The sequence below is a fragment of the Methanosarcina barkeri MS genome (assembly GCF_000970025.1).
Taxonomy (GTDB): Archaea; Halobacteriota; Methanosarcinia; order Methanosarcinales; family Methanosarcinaceae; genus Methanosarcina; species Methanosarcina barkeri.
The window spans coordinates 1,288,955-1,311,454 of record NZ_CP009528.1; the positions used below are offsets into that span (position 1 = coordinate 1,288,955).

The window sequence follows — 22,500 nt, forward strand, 5'->3', positions numbered from 1 at the left end:
GGTAAGTCTTTATTAAAAAGGAGTGTAACCACGTCATCCGCATGGCCCAAAAAATTAAGAAAGATCAAACATCCTGAGCTCATTAAAAATATAGCCTTTCTTATCCATAATTCAGCCCGCTTGAGCGAACGGAGTGAACGAAAAGGGCACCGTCCTCCGAGACGGTTAATTACTCTAGCCCATAATTCAGCCCTCTTGAGCAAACGAAGTGAGCGAAAAGGGCACCGTCCTCCCGAGACGGGACTCGGGCATCGAAGCATTTACATGTAAGGTGAACATAGAGTGCACAAAAAGCCGACAAAAAGATAGGCGAAAATAAAAATAAAACTGAATGACTGGCAGAGGAAAAGCAATGGCTGTATGGAAAGGAAAGAAAGTGGTTCTGAATACCACTATGGGCGATATAACAATCGAGCTCTTTGAAGACATGCCGATTACGGCAGGAAATTTCGCAAAACTCGTGGATAAAGGCTTCTACGATGGAGTTGTTTTCCACAGAGTGATCGACAAATTTATGATCCAGGGTGGAGACCCGACAGGTACAGGCATGGGGGGGCCAGGTTATGAGATCCCGGATGAGTTTACGAATCATAATCGCAATGACAGGGGCACTCTATCCATGGCAAACGCAGGCCCTAACACAGGCGGCAGCCAGTTCTTTATCAACCTTGTGAACAATAATTATCTCGACAAGATGCACCCTGTCTTCGGAAAGGTAGTGGATGGCATGGATGTTGTGGATTCTATAGGAAAAGTGAAAACTGACCGCCAGGACCGCCCGAAAACCGAAGTTAAAATTATAAAGGCTGAGCTGGTCTGAAACTTCTTATACTTAGGGACAACTCTTGCTTTTTATTTTTCCTATCTTTCTAGCTTTCTATTTTTTATACATTCTGCTTTTTATTTCTATTTTTGACTATTATTTTTTGTCATCATTTTGACCATCATTTTGACCATCATTTTTGGTCACAATTTCTGATCACTATTTCTAATCACTATTTCTAATCACTATTTCTAATCACTATTTCTAATCACTATTTCTAATCATATTTTCGGATACAATGATAAAAAAGCCCGCCTAATAAGAATATAATTTCTTTTATCGGAGACTGAAGCCTGTTGAATGTTTACAGGAGAAGAGATTTTTGTGTGGGAAACAGAGGAGGGACTGGATTTTCTGGCAAGTGAAACCCTTAAAGCCAGGTATCTGCGTGAGGGAGAAAAGAATTGGGAAGATGTCTGTGAGAGGATTGCAAAGGCAGTTGCAGCAAATGAAGAAGAGTATCTTGATTTCAAGGACCTCATGGTCAGAAAGATTTTTCTTCCGAGCTCACCCACGCTCATGAACGCGGGCACCGAACTCGGACAGCTCGCAGCTTGTTTTGTAATTCCTGTGGAGGATAGGGTTGAGGAAATCTTCGATTCGATAAAAACTGCAGCTCTGATCCAGAAAACCGGAGGAGGCACAGGTTTTGATTTCTCAAAAATACGCCCTGAAGGTTCTTCCAGCTCATGTGGCGATGACGCGACAAGCGGTCCCGTAGCTGTCATGAAACTTTTTAATGAGGTAACTGAGATCGTAAAACAGTTTGGAAGGCGACGGGGTGCCAATATGGGCATCCTTGATATTTCCCACAATGATATCCTTTCTTTCATCAGGGCAAAACATGTCGAAGGAGAGTTGAGCAACTTCAACCTCTCGGTTATGGTGCCTGATGCTTTCATGGAACTTGTTGAAGCGGATAAGGCTGACGAAGTTTGGAACAGGCAAACAGATGTGACAGTCGGGTGCATATTTTCCGAGATTGTAGAAGGAATCTGGAGAAATGGCGAACCGGGTATTCTTTTTTATGACCGAATAAATAGAGATAACTTCACGCCTGCACTTGGTGATATCTCGGCCACAAACCCCTGCGGGGAAGAACCACTTCTGCCTTTTGAAGCCTGCAACCTGGGCAGCATAAACCTTTCCCTTTTCGTTATTGACGGGAAAGTAAACTGGGATTTTCTCAGGGAAGTAGCCGGAAAAGCTATCCGTTTTCTGGATAACGAAATTGATAAGAATACGTATTCTGTTCCGGAGATCGAGACTGCAACTAAGAGGACCAGGAAAGTAGGGCTTGGGGTAATGGGGCTTCACGACATGCTTTTAAAGCTCGGGCTGCCCTACGACTCACAGGAGGCTCTCGAGCTTGCGGAAAAGCTTATGGAACAGATTACCTGGGCTTCGATCAGGGAATCAAGGAGACTTGCTGCGGAAAAAGGAAGTTTTCCGGAATATGAGAATTCCACATGGGAACTTCCTATGAGGAATGCTGCATTAACCGCAGTTGCTCCAACAGGCTCGATCAGCATTCTTGCCGGTTGTTCGGCAGGAATTGAACCTGTTTTCAGCTGGGTCTACAGGCGGACTCAGACCGTAGGCAGGGAATTTATGCTTGTTCACCCGTTTTTCAAGGCGCATTTCAAATCAAAACTGTCGGAAGTTGACTATGACTGGCTTCTGGATCATGTCTATAAATACGGTACTGTGCAAGATGTGGAAAATCCAGAGCTTGTAAACGAAGAGGAAAAACAGCTTTTCAGGTCAGCCCTTGACATTGACTGGAAGGCCCATATTGATATGCAGGCTGCATTTCAACGACACTGCCATGCCGGGATTTCGAAAACTATTAACATGCCTGATTCCGCAGGAAAAGAGGATATCAAACAGGCTTTGGTTTATGCCTGGAAACGAGGGGTAAAGGGGCTTACTATCTACAGGACCGGAAGCAGACAGCATGTGGTACTCAGCCTCCAAAAATTTGAAAATTAAATTTTTTGTGGCCTGTAAAAAATGCAAAGCTGTAACTGTAAAAACCTTAAAGTTGTAGCTTATAAAAAACGTTTGTGACCTCAAAACTAAGTCTGGAGCTTACAAAGAAATATATTATTATACAGTGTAATGCTTACTGACTGCATTTTCATCCTTGCTTCAGCAATTGTAATAAGCCTTGATGATTCGTTTTCCCTGAAAAAATTGTTTTTCAGGAACAAAACAGTCCTTGGCAAAAAGACTTTTGTCATAAAAAAACCAATTATAAAGGCTCCGAATAAATAAAAATCTATATTTGAGCTCTATTTTTTCCTTTTTCTTTTCTTTTCTTTTCTTTTCTTTTCTTTTCTTTTCTTTTCTTTTCTTTTCTTTTCTTTTCTTTTCTTTTCTTTCTCTTTCTCTTAAGTGAACCTGCTTCCGTCTCTTTAACTGCAATCCTTGACCGCAATCGTTACGATGTTGATCTCGTCGTTGCTGAGGTTTTCGGTCAAGCCTTTTTTTAAAAGGGTTGCGGGCAAGTAGTTTTTTAAAAGGGTTGCGGGCAAGTAGTTTTTTAAAAGGGTTGTGAGCAAGCAGTTTTTTAAAAGGGTTGTGAGCAAGCAGTTTTTTTGAAAGGGCTGTGATCACGTCATGGAGGTTGAGGATAAGGATTTCAAATTCAAGCGTTGATGGGGTTTTCGCTCAAGTTTTTCAAATGGGTTGTGGTATAACAAAGCTTAAATCAAGTACAGTAATTACTCAATAAATTGATTGGCGTGTGGAAGATACGTTTCCTTCAGGACAGGTAAAGACGTTCTTTCCCGAATACTTATATTATGTTCGTTAAATACTTATTTGAAGTTTAATATATAAGCGGCCGGTAGTAAAGTTTTCCAACAGTCCACCGGTTAGAAATTTATTATCAATACTTATCGGGTAGCTGCAGGACATCTTCAGAACAGGACTGCACTGACCGCACTTTCACTTTATAGCTAATCTTTCTTCAGGGAGACCCTATATGATAAAAGAAATCACTGCTAAGTATAACGCAGAGCAAATTGAAAAAAAGATCACACAGCTCTGGAAAGATAGCGATGCTTATCGAAAGACCAGAGAGCACCGCAAGACTGGAAAAAGACTTTTTTTTGTTGACGGCCCCCCATATACGACCGGACATATCCACTTGGGAACTGCCTGGAATAAGATCATTAAAGATTCCATTCTTCGCTATTACTCCATGAATAACCGTAATATTCTCGAGCGTCCTGGCTGGGATATGCACGGTCTGCCGATTGAAGTCAAAGTTGAAGGCGTGCTCGGCTTCAAATCCAAAAAGGACATTGAGAGCTTCGGGGTAGAGAATTTTATCGAGAAATGTAAGGAATTTGCTATCAACCAGAAGCAGGAAATGACTGAACAGTTCCAGAGGCTAGGGGTCTGGATGCAATGGGAAGCTCCCTATATGACCTTAAAAGACGATTATATTGAAGCTGCCTGGTGGACCCTCAAGCAAGCCAGTGAGAAAAACCTTCTGGATGTGGGCAAACGTTCAGTCAACTGGTGCCCTCGCTGTGAGACTGCAATTGCAGATTCCGAGGTCGAATATGCCGAAAGGACCGACCCTTCAATCTATGTGAAGTTTAAGATCAAAGGTGAGGAAAATACCTTCATAGTCATCTGGACAACAACCCCCTGGACAATTCCCGCAAACGTAGCTGTAGCCGTACATCCTGGTTTTGAATATTCTAAATTCAGGGCAATCAGGCAGGACGGCTCTGATGAGATCTTGATTGCAGCTACCGACCTGATTGATAATGTCCTTAGACAGGGCAGGTATGTTGACTACGAAGTACTTGAGACAATGCTTGGGGAAGACCTGACGAAACTTGAGTACGAAAGCCCTGTTGGAGATCTTGTGCCTGTGCAGAATGAAATAAAGCATGGCATTTATCTTGCCGATTACGTAACTGCAGAAAACACAGGCTGTGTACATATTGCCCCAGGGCATGGTATGGACGATTTTAACGTTGGCGTGAAGTATAACCTTCCAATCCTCTGCCCTGTGGGTCCGAACGGTGCCTATACTGAAGAAGCCGGGGAATATGCGGGCAAAAACGTCAGGGAAGCAAACCCGATTGTTATTGAAGACCTGAGAAAACGCAACAGACTGCTTGCAGAAGGAACTGTTACGCACAGGTACGGGCACTGCTGGCGCTGCAAAACTCCTATAATCTACCTTGCAACCGAACAGTGGTTCCTCAAGGTTACAGAAATAAAGGACAAAATGCTTGAGGCACTTGATGCTGTAGACTGGTACCCTGAATGGGCAGGTTCAGCCAGATTCAGGACCTGGGTCGAAGGCGCAAGAGACTGGTGCATTTCCAGGCAGCGTTACTGGGGAATGCCAATTCCGGTCTGGAAGTGCAAGAAATGCGGAAAACTTGAGGTAATAGGAACCAAAGCCGAACTGCTAGAAAAATCCGGAGCATGCGGTGATGTCGAACTTCACCGTCCCTATGTGGATAAACTAACTATTCCCTGTGAGTGCGGTGGAGAGAAAAAGCGTGTTGAAGATGTTTTCGATGTCTGGTTTGATTCGGCTGTCGCTTCCTGGGCTACCCTGAAGTTCCCGCAGACCAGGGAACAGTTCGACGAATGGTGGCCTGCTGACTTTATCACTGAAGGACATGACCAGACACGCGGCTGGTTCTATTCCCAGCTCGGAGCAAGCATGGTGGGCTTCGGACGAGCTCCTTACAAGAGTGTGCTCATGCATGGCTTTACGCTTGATGCAGGCGGAAAGAAGATGTCCAAAAGCCTTGGAAACGTGGTTTCCCCGATTGATGTAATCGACAAGTATGGGGCTGATACTCTGCGTGCCTATGTGCTTTCCTCAAGTGCACCCTGGGATGACCTTAAGTTCAACCAGGAAGAAGTGGAAAACGTCCACCGTTCGATCAATATTCTCTGGAACGTTTTCAGGTTCCCGCTGCCTTATATGGCACTCGATAATTTTGATCCGCTTAAGGTCAGCCTTGATTCCGTAAAAGACGCGCTCAGGGAGGAGGACAGGTGGATTCTCTCAAGAGTTCAGTCTGTTGTTAAGGCTGTAGATGAAGCAATGAGCGGGTACTTCCTGCATAAGGCAGTGCGTGAGATTCTTGAATTTACTCTGGAAGACCTCTCCCGCTGGTATATACAGCTTATCCGCCCAAGGACCTGGACCGAAGCCGATGATCCTGATAAGCTTGCAGCTTACTGCGTGCTTTATGAAGTCTACGTAACCCTTACAAAATTGATCTCTCCTTTTATGCCTTACCTGGCTGAAGAGATGTATCAGAACCTGATCAGAAATGTAGACCCGAATGCACTGGAATCGGTTCATATGTGCGATTGGCCAAAAGTCAATGAAGCTTATCTTGACCCTGAACTCGAAGCTGCTATGAGTACTGCGCGTTCAATAGTGGAAGCCGCTTCAAACGCTCGCCAGAAGGCAGGAAGAAAGCTCAGATGGCCTGTTTCCCGAATAGTTGTTTCCCCTGAAAATGAGGACGTAGCAAAGGCTGTAGAGAGACTGCGCTCAGTCCTTATGGATCAGACAAATTCCAAGGCAATTGTCCTGACGCCCGTTGGCGAGAGCTGGGATGAACTCGGGCTTGAAGTAATCCCTGATCCGAGCAAAATAGGCCCTGTGTTTAAGAAGGATGCAGGAAAAGTCATTCCTGCCTTGCGAAAGGTTGACGGTTTTGCTTTGAAAAAAGCCTTTGCCGAAGCTGGCGAGTTTGAACTCTCTCTTGCAGACGGAACAACGGTTACAGCTACTCCGGGCATGGCAAACTTCAAAGAAACCCTGCCAGGAGGGACTGCAAGTGCAGAGTTCGATGCAGGTCTTGTCTATGTGGACGCAAACCTGACTCCAGAACTGGAAGCTGAAGGATATGCAAGGGAAGTAATTCGCAGGCTTCAGGATATGCGGAAGGAACTTGACCTTGTAGTGGACGAAAACATCCTTGTCTCGGTCCGGATCGAAGATGAAAGAGTCCTGAGACTTGTTGAAACACTAAAGGATCTGATTGCAGAAGAGGTAAGAGCCGATATCCTTAACCTTGGCAGTGATGTCGATGTTTCCGGAGCCCTTATAAAGGATTGGGATGTCGAAGGCATTGCCATGAAGATGGGTATTGCAAAGAAATAAACTCTTAAAAAGGGTTGAAAATTAAAGAAGTTTTGAACTCAAACTTTAAAACGGAAGGGAAACTGATTCGTATGGATTTTGCTACCTGGGAACCGATTTACGAACGAATCCTTGAGGATTTCGGATTTGACCGAACAGGTGATGAAAAGGCAGCTTTTTTCCTTTCCTACATGTTGACAGAAGAAAACACGATCAGCTTATCTGAGCTCAAAGCAATAATTTCCGGAAATCCTGTCCTTGTCTGCGGAAACGCTCCAGGGCTCAGGAATGACCTTTCGGAAATCAATTTTTCTGCTTTTACGGTAATTGCAGCCGACGGAGCCGCTGCTGTACTAATGGATATGGGCATTGTGCCTGAAGTCATCTGTACCGACCTTGATGGCAATTCAGAAGCTGATATCGAAAAAGAGATACTTGCCTGTGAAAAGGGCTCGATAGTCCTTATTCACGCGCATGGGGACAATATTGATAAGCTTGAAAAATATGTTCCCCGCTTTAAGCGATTTATTGCAACTACCCAGGCAGGACCTTTTAACGAAGTCTATAATTTTGGAGGCTTCAGTGATGGAGACAGATGCTTTTTTGTAGCCAGGGAATTTGGAGCTCAAAAAATTAGGCTAGCAGGTTTTGATTTTGAAGATAACGATGTAAACCCGATTAAGAAAAAGAAATTGAAATGGGCAAAGAAATTAATGGGGACCTGAGATCTTTAAAAAGTAATTCACCTAACTGAAAACGCTAAGAATCCAATTGATAATAACACAAATATAATAAATCAGCAAGTTCTCTTATTTTTATTCACAATCTGAATCGAAAAACTTATCCTATTAAATAGTCGCCCTTTATATTGATATTTTGCTTAAAATAAAAAGACTAAAGTTATAAAGTTTAATAATAAAAAGAGTTGTACTACTTTTTCAACAAAATTATGTTATTTTAAGGCTCTATATTGAATTTAGTCAGGAAATAGGGATTATAGAGATTATTAAGACAATATTTTTTGGCTGAATATTCAATTACAGATTTTTATTCCTGATTTATTGAGAGTTTTTATAGAACTAGATATTGTAGAGTAAATTCAAAAGTAAGCTTGTTTTATTGATAGAGGTTTTCTCTATTTTTATATAGGTTATTTATATTCAGAAACAGTTATTCTAGGTCTTTTATATAATTTATAATTCTATGTTTAATTGTACTTTCATGGGAGAACATGGGAGGACTGTTTCTTTCTAAACGGAAATGAGTACTCTAATAATTTCTAAAAAGTTGCCATGAAAGTATGATTAGGGGGTGGGTGAATAAGTTTGATTAGAGAGTGTAATTCCCTAGTCTAAAAAGCTCACCTTTACAGAGATCTGAAAGTATAGAATAACATAGCAAAATCTTGGAGGTAAATATAATGTGTGGATGGTTTGGTGGCTGCGGCTGGGGCGGCGGCTGGGGCTGGCGTCGCTGCTGGCGCCGCTGTGGCGGCTGGTACGGCTGGGGCGGCGGTTGTGGCTGTTAAGAGCAATCGACAGGCCAATCGTTGAGCTCGTAAAATGTTAATTATGGATGAATAAAAAAGCTGTCAATTCAAGATAGAAGGATAATTTCTGATTAATTGTCTTGAATTGATGGCTATGTATTTTATTACCTGCGGTAGCAACTGTAAGCTACATATGTTTGAAAGTGAAGTTTCTCTATTTAGACGGATCTGGATGTTGTGTATTAACAGATCTTCAAATTTAGTCATTAGTCAAATGAAAATTCGTCACTGTTTACTTAGTAATAAAAATAATAAGGTATTAAAGTTTGAAAACCAAATAAGTAACACTATTTTCTGTCGCTAAATACACATCTTATAAGCCATCAAATCGCTTATAATTAGTAAAATATGGCGTTTTTGTACTTTTAAGGCTCTATTTTTGTCTTAATTTTGATTTCAAACTAAGGTTACTGATTTTATTGAGCTATTCTAAAAATTAATATTTCTAAATTAAATATAAAACTAAACTCATTTTATAGAGCATAATTTCCCAGCTTTTTCAATGACTATTTAGTGTTAAGAATATATTATTCTATTCCATTTATATAATTTACAACTATATTATTAGTTGTACTCTCTGGCAATTAAAGTTGAATCTGATTCTTATTAGGGGTTGGTAGATTACAACTTGAGTGTCAGGAGTAATAATAGAGTTTGTGAGTCGATATAAAATTAGGTTGGAGAAAGATATACTCGAATCTTATATTATATCTTCTCAAATATATAATGAACTGTGTAAATTAACGCGAAAAACATACAACAACAAAATATAGTAAATATGGAGGTAAATACAATGGGAGGATTTCCATTCTTTAAGAAGTTCGGCGGCTGCGGTTGCGGCGGCGGCTGGGGCGGCTACGGTGGCTGCGGTTGCGGCGGTTTTGGCGGCTTTGGCGGCTGGGGCGGCGGTTGTGGCTGCAATGATAGGAAAGTTTGCTGTGTAACAGCAGTCCGTGCATGCTGCTCCAAAGGCGGCGGCTGGTGGGATGACTGTTAAGAGCAATCGCTAGGCCAATAGCTGAATGCTAATTTATCAACCACGGATTAAGTAATTAGGTATACTATAAAACCGATAGTGGACTCATTTGTACAATCCTCCGCCGGGATACAGAAGCAGGAGAACCTTGATGGCGTCAGAACCTGAAATCTATTGAAAGGTCTCTCCTGCAATTAAACAGTCACTTCTCAGAAAGGACTAACGAATAAGCTCAGTCTCATTTTATTCATCCGACTGACATACTTTAATTGAGGTTCTGCCATTTTCTTGAAAATTCCTTATTTTTTAATAATGAGCTGATCCCAAAACTCAAAATTGCTTCTCTGAATCCTGTATTCCGAATAATCAATCAAGTTTCTGATCATGAAAACAATCCTGAAAATTCTTGATGATTAAGAACGAAATGACTTTTGGGATAGGCTCAATATTAGATAATAACGTCTATTTTACAAAAAACTTGGTTAACGTAGTTTATATTCAATTCAATGAAATATTGGGTTTTATTTTTATTCTTCTGTTGTATTCTCAATATCAACCTTACTTGAGTGTTATTTACTGGCGTTTTATCTTTTATCTGAACTTAAAGCAATAATTTCCGAAAACCTGCCCTTGTCTGCGGAAACGCTCCAGAGCTCAGGAATGATTATTCGAAAGTCAATTTTTGAATTTTGCAGGAATTGCAGTGATGGAGCCGCTGCTGTACTCATAGCTATGGTATTGTGCTGAGGTCATTTGTACCGACCTTGATGGCAATTCTGAAGCTAACATCGAAAAATAGATACTTGCCTGTAAGCATGGTTCTACAGTCTGACCCTGCCGTTAGGATATATTTATAAGCTCGAAAAATACGTATCCCGCTTTAAGCACTTTATCGTGACTACCTAAATAAAACCTTTAGGTAAGGTCTACAATTTTGGAGTTTTCCTTCAGGGCGACCGACTCGTTTTTATTGAAAAGGAGTTCCCGGCAAAAACTGTTAAACTTACTAAATTTGAGTTTTAGGATTCGAGAGCGAACCTGCTTAAGAAAAAGAAGTCGAAGTGAACGAGATAAGAAATTTAAATGTTGGAACTTTAAAGCAAAAAGTTCTTCTTAAGGATGGTTAAGGTGAAGAAAGTAAATAAATTTCCCAATATGCGTCTTTTGAATAAATCCGGCTTTTATATTTTTAGAAATAAAATGCTCATTTAAATTAAAAATACAGAGTATTATAATTTGGATTTAAAGTGATTTTTCTATCTAATTTAGTAGATTCATTCATTTTATGAATTATTTTTACATTTGATCACATAAATATACTTATCTTTTCATAATATATTTTATTTTTATCGTATATGGAAAAAAAGAACATTTAATACCTTTTTTATTGATATTTTAAGACAAATCCACAATTTAAATTGAATGAATAAGTCTGCCCATGTTTTCCCGTGAAATTTGCCCAGATTTTCCAGGACTATTTAATTATAAGTATAATTTATTCTATATGCTTTATATAAATTAAAACTATATGTTTAATATACTCACTAGCAATTAATATTTAGATATGTCAATCTTAAAATTAAGATAGGCTCCCAAAGATATCATGAAATTTAATTGTTAGGAGTATCGTGTAATAAAATAGTTTCGGAAAAATAGTTGTTTATGAATTCGAAAAAAACGATTATTTCTCAAAGATTAACAAAAATAGTTAACAATTTAAGAAAAATAAATTTATCTACAAAAAAAGAGTGGAGGGAATGAACATGGTCTTCAGCTATTACTATTCAAGGGTTTGCTGGTACTATGAGAAGGTTTGCTTCTTCATGAAGGTCTGTTACTGATTCAGCAAAGAAGTAACCTACAAAAATTATTCAGTTTGTTTGAAGTAACAGAAATAGTATTATAGTCATCTGTTCAAAGCGTGAAGTGTAAATTTTCAATTTATTGCTCCCTGGACTGGTGACTCTCTTTTATTTTCGTATCAATGGGTAATCATTTCTTTAAACTTTGCTTTCAACGAAATGCGATTTTTGCCTGAGACACAAAACAAGCATCATTATTTTCTTTTCTGAACATGGGGAAATCTCTGCCATCTTAACATAATCGTTATTAGTAGAATTATTCTTTTGTTAGGTATACACAAATAAGGCCGTAAGATAATGTAAAATCAATCATCTTGGAAATTCAAGTTTGATATTAACTATACTTAGCTAGACGAAGTTCTTGAGCAAACTATTTATTTAATGCAAGGAAAAAGGTAACCTATTAGCGATGAATTCCGCCTAAACTTTATAGTCTAAAACCGTTTATGCTGATAACTTTTACATCAACTATTGAGGTTTTACTGATATACTATTATGTGTATACCATTTTATCGAGAGGTATAGGTGGCTTCATAGGTGCTACCTTGAGATATGCTTTAGGTAGATGGATTCAAAATAGCTTCGTCAATTTTCCAGTAGGCACATTAATCATAACATTAACCATAAACACAATAGGAAGTTTCTTTTTAGGGAAGTACTTGAAAGCAAGAAATAGTTGGAAGTGTTGATATGACTGAAAGACAGGTCGAAAGCGTAATTGTTGAAATTCCAAAAGGGAGCCGGAACAAATTCGAATATGATAAGGAAAAGAGACTGATAAAATTCGACAGAATGCTTTCTTCTTCAATGGTATATCCCTCGGATTATGGTTTTTTCCCAGACACGCTATCCCTTGATGGTGACCCTTTAGATGCTATGGTTTTAACGTGGGAACCCACATTTCCGGGTTGTGTAATCGATGTCTATCTTGTAGCGTTATTTGACATGGAAGATTATAAAGGAAGAGATCAAAAAATCCTATGCGTTCCAAAGAATGATCCTATGTGGAATTATATTGAGTCAGTCGATCAGGTCCCGCCTCATTTATTTAAGGAAATTACTCATTTCTTCCAAACTTATAAGAACTTAGATAAAAAACAAGTGAAAGTTATCGGTTGGAAAAGCCTCGAAACAGCAATCACTGTACTTCAGGAAGCTAAAGATCGATATGCTGCACAGAAAAAATAAAGCAGACGAAAAACCGGAAAACCATTGTCATCAATTGTGGGGGATGTGATTCTGGGTCTTCACTGTAGAAAAGTGAAGAAAAACATCTGACAAAATTACTTGATTTGTAAACTGAGCATTGTATGAAAATCCGATTTTACTATTTTTCAGTTTTGTACTGGTTCTGTAAACCTTATACAGAATTCAGTTCCTGAATCTCTTTTTAACTCAACTTCGCCATCTAACTGATCTACCAGGGTTTTCACTAACTGTAATCCAAGAGAATTGGAATCTTCTAAATTGAAATCTTCAGTAATACCAAGCCCGTTATCCGAGATTATTAATACAAAATCGGTGCCATTATAACTTTCTTTTATGCTTTCCTGATCTTTACTTGCGTATTCTGCAGAGTCTTTCCTACAAAGTTTGATTTGGATTTTTCCGTTATCTCTGCCTAAAAATGCGTACTTCAGGGAATTTGATACGAGTTCGTTAATGATTATTCCTAGTGGGACAGCAACATCCATATTAAAGAAAATATTTTCTTCAAGTTCAATATTCAGGCTCGTGTTAACATTCCCAACTCTATAAGTCTGAAAGAGATTTTCAACAAGCCTTTTAATATACGACGAGAAGTTTATTGTATCGTTTCCTCTGCCTTCATGCAGCTCTTCATGGATAAGAGCAATTGACATCACTCTGTCCTGGCTTTCGATGAAAGCGTTCAGAACTTCAGAATCTTCAGTAGATTCTCTGCTTCTGAACTTTTCAGCCTGTAGATCAAGAAGGGAAGAAATCACTTGCAGATTATTTTTAATTCTATGATGAATTTCTTTTTTTCGGGCATCTTCGGCTTTTGCCAGAAGTCTTTCCGCATTGACCTGCTCAGTAATATCTCTACCAATAGCTGAGACAGCAATTAGCTTTCCAGAAGCGTCAAAAACAGGAGAATAAGTTACTGAAACATTTATTAGTCTACCATCCTTTTTTAACCTTACAGTTTTATAACGCTGGATTTTTTCTCCGTGCTTAACTTTTTCAATTAATTTGGTTATGTCTCCTTTAAAATTATCCAGTTCAACGATAGAGACATTTTTACCCAGAGCTTCTTCAGCCGAATAACCATAAATCTGCTCTGCTCCTTTATTCCAGCTTGTAATAGTACCTTCGAGAGATTCAGTTACAATAGCATCACTTGATGATTCCACAACATCCGCTAATATCCTGATCTTCTCCTCGACTTTCTTATGTTCGGTGATGTCCTGAACTATTCCTCTTATTCGAATTGGGTTTTTATTTCCATCATAAACAACTTCACCCTGTGCATGGATTATACGCTCTTCTCCATCAGCTGAGATAATCCTGTGATCAATGCTAAAGGACTTACCACTTAAAGTATTTTTAACGGCATTATCCACATAGTTTCGATCTTCGGGATGCACATAGCTTAAAAGTTCACTGTGTGTATAAAACAACCTTTTAGAAAAATGCCCAAAAATACGACACATCTCATCAGACCAGTAAATTTCACCGGTTGTAATATTCCAGTCCCAGTTCCCAATATGAGCTATTTTTTGAGCTTCAGAAAGTCTTCTTTTTTCTTCCATCAATGATTTATAAGCCTTTTCAAGCTCAAATGTACGCTCTTTGATTTTTGCTTCTAAATTATTATGTGCTAGTCTAAGGGATTCTTCTGCTTTTTTACGCTCAGTTATATCCTGTGTTATGCCGAAACCACCGATAACCTCTCCGTTTTTGTCAAATTCAAAATATGCCCTCTTACGCACCCACTTGATCTTACCATCCACGACAATGCGATATTCTATGTCATATGGTCTGCCCTTTAATTGGGCTATCCATTCTTTATCAACATATTTCCTATCATCCGGATGGACTTTAGAAATGAAGGTTTCATAAGTCAGATGAGTGTCTTTTGGGATGCCAAAGATACGGTAATTCTCGTCAGACCATGTCAATTCGTTTTTAAGAATATCCAGACGCCAGCTTCCGATATTTCCTACTATTTGAGCACGATCAAGATCTTCCCTGCTTTTCTCTAGCTTATCCACAAGAATCTCACGTTCTTTCAGTGATTTGGCAAGTTTGAAGTTACTGTGGCTCAGTTGTGAGATCATGTTGGCAAGTTTCATGAAGAAGGACATATATTTGTTTACAGTTTTTCTACTCAGCCTTGGAATTTTCTCAAACTCTGCTATATACTCATCCTCATTGAAGCCGTATTTTTTAGCCTGGGATTGGAAAAAGTCATATTCAGGAGCCTCGTCTTCAAAAAAGAAATAGCCTGAAAAAATATTGCCTACGTGCTGACCTTCCACAATGAGGGGAGTTGCGACATTCCATATATTATTCTTGCACCTGTATATCTTAAATTCTCCGGGGGCAGCGCCCAGAGACAATTTTGTATCACTTTCTATGCAGTACTTGCAGGTTTCAGGATGAACCCTGTAGGATTTTGAGCAAATCTCTTGCCCCCCAGCAATTACAAAAACATTACCTTTGAGATCAATCAGAGCTGTGGTAATGTGAGTAAGTTCATATAAGTCATCCATGAGAGACTGGATCGATGGAATATCAAGAATATCAGCCAGCTTAAGTTTTTCAACCCCCCTAGCTTCACTTCCCGGGATTTTTTCTTCAAAATCTTTATGACTACTTATATCGAATCCATAAATATTTACATATTCTTGATCTGATAAGGGACAAAAAACAATCAAATAGACTCCTTTTCCAACTTTAACTTCCATTTTTTCTGGATAATTCTGGGTAATTACTTTTTGCACAATATCTAAGATACTTGAAGGCAGTCTTTCTACTATTGTCACGCCCCATTCATGTAATAAGGGTTCACTAGCCTCGTTTGAGTAAAGAATCGTACCATCTTTTCCAACACTGATTACAGGATTCGGACTATTCTCCTGAAATTGCTCCATTCATTTTCCCCTTCAGACTCCTCTCTTTGACGGTGAAATACCTGACTTTAGGGTATTGTTACGTCTACTCAACAAGCAAATGTATGTTTATTAATACATAAAAACACCTAATTCATTAAATTTAATAAATTAAATTTAATTTATTAAATTTAAATGATTCTTCTTTTTAACAAATATTACTATATTTAAAAAATAGTAAATAAAGATATTTATTAATTTAATATGGGTTTGAAACTATAAAAATCGTTTAAATTATGAAACTTTGACCTTGAGCTTTAAAAATCATTGAAAATAAGAGAAACAGTTTTTAGGCGATACAAAAATCTAAATTCCTACTTTACACTAAAGTTAAACAAGATGGCTACACCCCTATGAGCTTTTGGTACATGCATCAAATAAGAAAAATTTTATATTAATGTTAAAGTTTTTCATAAGAACTATGCCAATTGGATAATAAATCAGGTCATCACGTCGTTCTCACTGAGCTAATACTCAATTGTTGAATAATTTAAAAGTTGTTGTGTATACCAATAACTGATCACATATAGAGTTTGAAGGAATTATTAACGTCAGAGTTTCTGTTCAATAACTTGGTGATACAACCGGAACTAGTATAAAAGAAAATATTATATAAATATACTAGATAAAAACGAGCAGGGGAAATAAGTGATAACCGAAAACCTCGGGTTTTTAATCCATGTTTTCACAATTATCTTCGTCGTTGTCAACCCTATCAGTGGAGTGGTAACTTTTATCTCTTTGACCAGCAAGGTGATGGATGAGAAAAAAAACGAAATCGCAAAAAAGTCAGCCATACTTGCGTGCGTAATTGCCCTATTTTTTGCAATTGCAGGAAATATCATACTTAACCTGTTCAACATTAGCGTGGATTCGCTGCGGGTTGCAGGAGGACTCCTGCTTTTCAGCATTGCTTTTGATATGATGCATGCTAAAATCTCAAAGGGGAGGATTACTGAAGAAGAGATCTCTCACTCTCAGGAAAGGGAAGACATCTGGATCTTCCCGATAAGCCTTCCACTTCTGACAGGACCAGGTACGATCAGTACAGTGATTGTCTTGATGGGGGGAACGGAAGCAGTTATGCAAAAAATAATAATTCTTGTATCAATCATAATGACATTCCTTATCTGCTATTACATCTTCCAATTCTCAAGGGTGATTCATAAGCTTATAGGGTATAATGGGATGCTGGTCTTTACAAGGCTGATGGGACTTTTGCTTGCTGCTCTTGCAGTGGATTTAACTGTTAAAGGTATAATAAATATATACCAGTTAACAGTTTAAGACAGTAAGTTTTACATGCTGTCTCACAACTCAACCTGTTCTCTAAACTTCTTGGTATCCCATAATTTACCGGTTTTCGGGCTTCTACACGTCGTTTTAACGGCATGTATTCAAGGCGGGGGTGTTCACCTTACTCAAATAAAATGTCTCAAAATTCATAGTAACCATTGGGTCCCATGGATTCTTTGGAGATGTTAGCCTGTTTATGGGGTAATTTGTAGCATCCACGTCAAAAACAAAACATATCATGCAATTGTTGATGTGCTATTTTTTGATCTTGTAAGCTGCAGCCAAGAGCAAGCTGCAGCCCATTAGGAGATCTGTCTGGAAGTATCAGTGTCTCGATTTAGAAAGAGGTTACTTTCGAGATGAAGCTTTTTTACTGAAAATGAGAGTTGTGCGGATCTGGGAATATTTTTGGAATCGATCACTTGATACCTCCAAGATATAAATAAACTAAGTTTGTTATATATTTATTGGATATGTTCTACATATTTTAATTTTTACTATTTAGATCTACTTTCGTGGGGTTGATTTGCAGGGGTGAAATGAGTATAAGTCCAATATGCAACCATATCAGCATGGTATTCATCGTGCACAACCGTTCAAAAGAGTATATACTAAAGTATACGAATTTCAATATCCAAAAAGAGATTGAAGAAGTTTAACCACTTCTGCTTTTAGTCCTCGTTTGTTTTACCGTCCTCGTGGGTTCCGCCTTAGCCGTATTTCTTTTTGACTGTGATTTTGAGCCGGTTCACCGTTAAAGGTTGGTAGTTGTTGTAATCTTCTGACGGTTAAGCATCATTTTGTCAACAAATTAATAGCCCTATTTTCCGATCAGTCGAAAAAACTTAATACACTTAGAGATAAATTAAGAAGTTGATAGGGAAACGGGTGTTTGATTTGAATATAAAGGCAAAACTTCAGGATGCTGTCAATGCCCTTAATTATGGCAGTCTTTCTGTACCGGACAAAAAAGAAGAAGAAACCTGCTCTTACCGGATAAAGCAGACGAAAAGCCGGAAAACCATTGTTATCAATTGCAGAGATTGTGATTGTGGGTCTTCCCTTAACGATATCTACTGCAGAAAAAATATTCTCGGCATCCTGCAAAAAGAGGTTAAGGCTGACTGTCTGGTACTCTCAAGGTTGTATGAGAGAGATTACGAAGGGGAAGCCCTGTCTTTACTTTATACTCTTGCAGGTTTTGAAGGGATCATAACAGCATATGAAAGCGTGGAAAAAGTGCCCAAAGACTGTACTTTGCCTGAAAAGAAAGCTTGCGAACTGGAGAGAAAAGAGATAATTGCTTCTTTTGCTAAAACCGTAGAAACTGATCCTTTAAAAGCCAGGATGGAAATAAAGCGATTTATTCAGGGAAAAATGCTGAATAAAACTTCAGAAAAGGCTACAAGGAAAATTACAGAGAAAGCTTCAGGACGAACTATTTATAAAATCTCAGAAAAAGTTCCAGAAAAAAGTTTGGAAATTCTTCCGATTTGCAAAGCTTGTTCCGAGCATTTTTATCAGATGCTTTATGAAATTGAAGAAAAACTATCCAGTTTTCCTGAAGTTTCTCTTATTAAAAAATCCGAAACTTGGTTTTTATCAAAAAGACCCGTAGAAAATTCTGAAAAAGGAATTGGTAAGACAATCGAAAAAACAATTGGAAAAGTAACAGGAAGCCTGATAAAGGACACATCAGGAGAAGCAACCCTGGCAAAAATCTCCAGACATTTTCCGTTTATGGCAAGTGCAATCCGGAAGGAAAAAATGGAGAAAAATAAATACGTTGTGGACGAGCTTTTCGACTACGAAAACGGCATCAGACCTCATGTTCGACCCCCTTTTTCTAGCTCAAGGGTCTATGCAGATGTGCCTGAAAATACCGAATTTCTTGAGTGCTACGATATAGACAACAGGGAAGGTAGGAAACTTGAGGTTTCGATTTATCGCTACATTGACAGGCCGGAAAAATTTTACATGATCCGGCCTCCTGAGTATAATCTTAGGGAGGAAGACCTCAAGCTGCTTGAAAAAGTCCGGATGCGAATGATCCATCACAGGCCAAAAGACCTTGTCTTTACAGATCCGGCTGTAGCCAGGGAATATTTCAGGCGCATGGCAAAAACGCTTCTTGAAGAAGAATTGCTCGCAAGTGGGGAAGCCTGTAGCCCTAATGAACTGGAAAGTTATGCTGACCTACTTGCAAGGTATACTAACGGGCTAGGGATAGTGGAAGACCTGCTTTCTGATGCCAGGATCACAGATGTATATATCAATGCCCCTGCCGACAAAAATCCTGTCCACGTTGTGCTGGAGGGAGAAGAATGCGTAAGCAATGTTTTTCTTTCGCAGGACGACCTCGATGCCTTGGTCTCCAGGTTCAGGATCATCAGCGGCAGGCCCTTTGGAGAAGCGGTTCCTGTGCTGGAACTTAACCTTGAGGCTTTCGGAGTAAGGGTTTCGGTAATAGGAGACCCTCTCAGTTCAAGTGGGCTTGCCTATGCCTTCCGAAAGCATTCCCTTTCACCCTGGACCCTGCCTAAACTGATCAATACAGGTTCGGTTTCTCCATATGCAGCCGGGCTTTTAAGCTTTCTTATGGACGGGCAGGCTTCAGTTCTGGTCGCAGGAGAAGTTGGGGCCGGAAAAACCTCCCTGCTATCTGCCATGCTGCTTGAGATCCCGCAGAAATACAGGATTCTTACAATTGAAGACACCCCTGAGCTCCCTATCGAAAAACTTCAGAGTCTGGGCTGGAAAGTTCAGGGTATGAGTTCACAATCCTCAGTTTTGAAATCAGGAGCCGAAATGAGCCCTGAAACAGCGCTTCGAGCAGCTCTGCGCCTTGGAAATTCCGCCCTGGTGCTTGGAGAAGTCCGGGGGGAAGAAGTAAAAGTACTCTACGAAGCCATGCAGGTCGGAAAAGCCGGAAACTCGGTTATCGGGACCATTCATGGCTCGTCCACGGTAAACGTATACGAGAGAATCGTGCACACCCTTGGGGTTCCTCCGGCGTCGTTTAAGGCTACGGACGCCGTAATTATTTGCTCAGGTATAAGGCTTGAGGGCAGCATGAAAAAACTAAAACGAGTGAGCCGTATCGCAGAAACAACCAGTGCCGTGATCGATAATTCCGAGCCTTCGGATATCTTTACGGACATAATGAAATATGATGCCTCTCAGGACTGCCTGCTTGCAGGAAAGGCTCTGGAACAGGGACAATCCGAACTTATAGAAAAGATTGCCAGAAAATGGGGAATTTCCATAGATAGGGCTTTAAAAGGTATCGAACTTCGCGCAAGGATAAAAGAAAAAATCGCAGTTGAAGGGCTAAAAAAACCTTTCCTGCTGGAAGCCGAAGCCGTTAGCCAGGCAAACAACATGTTCTGGCTGCTTTCAGATTCTATGAAGAAAGACAAACCGTATGAGAATGAATATGCAAATGGAAATAATTCTTCAAATAATTCTTCAAATAATTCTTCAAATAATTCTGTAGGGAACTCTGCAAATAATCCTGCAGGTAATTATGCAGCTGATTCGGAAGCCGGCTGCAGGGACGACATGGAACCTCTTTATAAACAGTGGGAAACCTGGTTTGAGAACTTTGCCAAAAAACGTTCGGGTACAGGAAAATAGGTGTCAGAGAGGAGTTGTTAGAGAGAAAAGTTGTCAGAGGGAGAAATATGGAGGAAGAGAGCAACTGGTATGTGCGAGCCTGTAAAATTACAGCAAGGCAATGGATATGGGCTGTCTCTGACCCTGCCGCTTTCCGCAGGCGATGCGAAAAGAGCGTAAGCCGGGAATACAGGGACGCCCTCAGGTTTACTGGTTATGACCTTGAAGCTTTCGAAACCGTGCTCTTTTCCTATGTGGGAACCTTTGCAACTTTAATCCTGCTGGCCGGAGTAGATCTATTTCTAATCCTTTCAAGAAGTTTTGATGCCAGAGTACTTACTATAATGGGAGTCCTGACTTTTATCATTCCCCTGCTCGCACTCTATTACCTGAGTGAGTATGTGAAGCTCAGGGCAGGATTTATGAAAATATCCTCTCTTGGAGACATTCCTGAGATCCTGAGTTATATAGTCATGTCCATGAAACTTGTTCCTAACCTGGAACATGCCGTGCTTTTTGCTGCCAGGAATTCCGATAGGCCCCTTGCAAAGGACTTGCGAAAACTCGCCTGGGACCTGAACCTCAGGATTTACAGCAGCATGGATGATGCGCTTCTTTCTTTTGCCGACCTGTGGGGAAGGAATAGCGAATATTTCAAGCGTTCCCTCCACCTTATAAAGAGCTCGACAGCCGAACCTGACGAAGCCCAGAGGGTTATAACCCTGAACCGTGCCCTGGACATAAGCCTTGAAGGCACGGAAAGTCTTATGGATGCCTTTGCAGCAAAGCTGAAGACCCCAAGTTATATTCTTTACTCGATATTCATACTGATCCCGCTTGCCCTTGTAGCTCTCCTGCCTGCGGTTACAGTTGTAGGAATAAAACCTGAAATAATAGACCTTATTTTCATTTACGACCTTATTTTCCCGGCTCTTGCTGCCCTATATTCCGAATATATTCTTATGCAGAGGCCTGTTGCTTTTACTCCCAGGGAAATTCCAGACTCTCATCCTGACCTTGCAGATATCAAGCAAAAGAAACGCTTTGCTTTAACGCTTTCAGTCCTGGTATTCTGCCTTATAGCGCCTTTAGGATATCTCCTGCTGAGGTTAGGAAATCCAGGAGGAATAGTTGCAACCGCGCCTCTTGAAGGATATTTTTCACCTACTCTCCCGCTTATTCTGGGTGGAACAATTGGAATTTCAGTATACCTCTATTTCTCGGCTGTTCCTTACAAAAAAATAAGAGACCGGATAAAAAAGATGGAACAGGAATTTGCAGATTCCCTTTTTGTGCTCGGGAGGAGAATTTCGGAAGGAAAAGCACCGGAAGAAGCTTTTGCCCATACTGCCAGGACTATGGAAGGCTCAAAAATCGGAGAAGCTTTTCAGGAAATTTCAATGAACCTACTCAGTATGCGGACAAACCTCAAAGCTGCAATTTTTGATGAAGATTTCGGAGCCTTCAGGCACGTATATTCAGAAAGAATCCGGAACACAATGCTCCTTTTTACGGAAAGTGTCCACAAAAACCATGAAGCTGCAGGTGCCTCGATTATAAAACTTGCAGACCATCTAAAAGAGCTCGGGACAGTTGAAGAACGAATCCGACGCTCCCTTTACGACGTTACCTCAACCATGCGCTCTACAGCTGTGATTTTTGCCCCACTCATTGCAGGGATTACCCTTGCCCTATCTGAGGTTATTACGAAAATTCTGAGCCAGGTAGCCGAAAGGGTAAACCGAATTCCTTCCGACACATCAGGAATGCCTGTTGAAATCGGGCAGGCAGCTTTTTCCCAGTCAATTTCTCCTGACCATTTCCTGCTTGCAATAGGGGTTTATATTGTCCTGATCAGTGCTATTCTCACCCGCTTTGCAGGTTCGGTGGAATATGGAGGAGACAGGACTCAGTTGAAATACGACCTCGCCTGCATGCTCCCAATTTCAATTGCGATATTTGCAGTGTCTACTGCAACATCAAGAATTATCTTCAGAGGGCTGGTGTGAAATAAGAGTTATAGTAAACTGGTGATTACTGTTCATTCAAGAATTGATCCTAAAGTGTAAATAAAACCGCATTTTATTCCATACGTCTT

General features: G+C 40.0%; 11 protein-coding genes. 9 read left to right on the top strand and 2 right to left on the bottom strand.

Translation table 11 applies throughout. The annotated features are described in order from the left end of the window. Nucleotides 1-352 precede the first annotated feature (352 nt). Nucleotides 353-820, top strand: coding sequence for a peptidylprolyl isomerase (locus MSBRM_RS05295; protein ID WP_048123091.1), 468 nt, complete (start codon nucleotides 353-355; stop codon nucleotides 818-820). Nucleotides 821-1,147: 327 nt separating this feature from the next. Continuing rightward, nucleotides 1,148-2,815: an adenosylcobalamin-dependent ribonucleoside-diphosphate reductase gene (locus MSBRM_RS05300; RefSeq protein WP_230629245.1), complete on the top strand. Its 1,668-nt coding sequence runs from the start codon at nucleotides 1,148-1,150 to the stop codon at nucleotides 2,813-2,815. A gap of 159 nt (nucleotides 2,816-2,974) precedes the next feature. On the opposite strand, the gene MSBRM_RS20080 is transcribed toward MSBRM_RS05300, so the two are convergent. Beyond that, entirely contained in the window at nucleotides 2,975-3,442 is a 468-nt protein-coding gene (locus MSBRM_RS20080) for a hypothetical protein (protein WP_155400457.1), read from the bottom strand. A 370-nt stretch (nucleotides 3,443-3,812) separates the two neighbouring features. Here MSBRM_RS20080 and ileS point away from each other — a divergent pair, with 370 nt between their 5' ends. The 4 genes from ileS (at nucleotide 3,813) to MSBRM_RS05320 (ending at nucleotide 12,543) form a co-directional block, all read left to right on the top strand. Continuing rightward, nucleotides 3,813-6,989: an isoleucine--tRNA ligase gene (gene ileS, locus MSBRM_RS05305; protein ID WP_048119202.1), complete on the top strand. Its 3,177-nt coding sequence runs from the start codon at nucleotides 3,813-3,815 to the stop codon at nucleotides 6,987-6,989. Nucleotides 6,990-7,060: 71 nt separating this feature from the next. Further along, a complete protein-coding gene (locus MSBRM_RS05310; protein WP_048123087.1) occupies nucleotides 7,061-7,693 on the top strand; it encodes a 6-hydroxymethylpterin diphosphokinase MptE-like protein in 633 nt (210 codons plus the stop codon). 1,617 nt (nucleotides 7,694-9,310) lie between these two features. Continuing rightward, complete coding sequence (locus tag MSBRM_RS20760) at nucleotides 9,311-9,514, top strand: hypothetical protein (protein ID WP_048154941.1); 204 nt, start codon at nucleotides 9,311-9,313, stop codon at nucleotides 9,512-9,514. Nucleotides 9,515-12,045: 2,531 nt separating this feature from the next. Beyond that, nucleotides 12,046-12,543: an inorganic diphosphatase gene (locus tag MSBRM_RS05320; protein ID WP_048119197.1), complete on the top strand. Its 498-nt coding sequence runs from the start codon at nucleotides 12,046-12,048 to the stop codon at nucleotides 12,541-12,543. 146 nt (nucleotides 12,544-12,689) lie between these two features. Here MSBRM_RS05320 and MSBRM_RS05325 read toward each other — a convergent pair whose 3' ends face one another. Continuing rightward, the gene (locus MSBRM_RS05325; RefSeq protein WP_052712711.1) at nucleotides 12,690-15,473 is read right to left on the bottom strand and encodes a PocR ligand-binding domain-containing protein; all 2,784 of its coding nucleotides are present in this window, start codon (nucleotides 15,471-15,473) and stop codon (nucleotides 12,690-12,692) included. 666 nt (nucleotides 15,474-16,139) lie between these two features. Between MSBRM_RS05325 and MSBRM_RS05330 the strand changes: the two genes are divergently transcribed. The 3 genes from MSBRM_RS05330 (at nucleotide 16,140) to MSBRM_RS05340 (ending at nucleotide 22,411) form a co-directional block, all read left to right on the top strand. Beyond that, nucleotides 16,140-16,778: a MarC family protein gene (locus MSBRM_RS05330; protein ID WP_048119194.1), complete on the top strand. Its 639-nt coding sequence runs from the start codon at nucleotides 16,140-16,142 to the stop codon at nucleotides 16,776-16,778. 906 nt (nucleotides 16,779-17,684) lie between these two features. Then, nucleotides 17,685-20,423 (top strand): type II/IV secretion system ATPase subunit, encoded by a 2,739-nt coding sequence (locus MSBRM_RS05335; protein WP_048156845.1) that lies wholly within the window; start codon nucleotides 17,685-17,687, stop codon nucleotides 20,421-20,423. Nucleotides 20,424-20,470: 47 nt separating this feature from the next. Further along, nucleotides 20,471-22,411 carry a hypothetical protein gene (locus MSBRM_RS05340; protein WP_048119191.1) on the top strand — a complete coding sequence of 647 codons (1,941 nt, stop codon included), beginning with the start codon at nucleotides 20,471-20,473 and terminating at the stop codon, nucleotides 22,409-22,411. Nucleotides 22,412-22,500 lie beyond the last annotated feature (89 nt).